Raw genomic sequence first — 302 nt, 5'->3', positions numbered from 1 at the left:
AAAGGAGCAGACCAGACTAAACTGGAAGATGCGGGAGCAATCAGTGTTCCTGGTTGGGCAACAGGTATAGATGATGGAGATCCAGAATTGACTCAGACCCTGAGCTTCACTGTTACCAATAACAATAACAGTTTATTTTCGGTACAACCGGCAATTGCAGCAAACGGAACATTATCATACACATTGGCAGCCAATGCAAATGGAAGTGCACTTGTTACAGTTTATTTGAAAGATAATGGAGGAGTTGCAGATGGAGGAGATGATCAAAGTGATAATCAAACCTTCAACATCAATGTAACATC

The 302-nt window shown here is 41.4% G+C and carries 1 protein-coding gene; it reads left to right on the top strand.

Going from position 1 to position 302, the window contains the following annotated elements; translation table 11 throughout:
- Nucleotides 1–302: hypothetical protein (locus EOD40_RS18080; RefSeq protein ID WP_164905517.1), on the top strand; the 302-nt coding region annotated here is incomplete at both ends.

Origin of the sequence: Flavobacterium sufflavum (assembly GCF_004016525.1) — a bacterium.
Classification (GTDB): Bacteria; Bacteroidota; Bacteroidia; order Flavobacteriales; family Flavobacteriaceae; genus Flavobacterium; species Flavobacterium sufflavum.
Note: the sequence above shows the minus strand (reverse complement) of the source record. Positions and strands in the feature narration are given on the sequence as shown.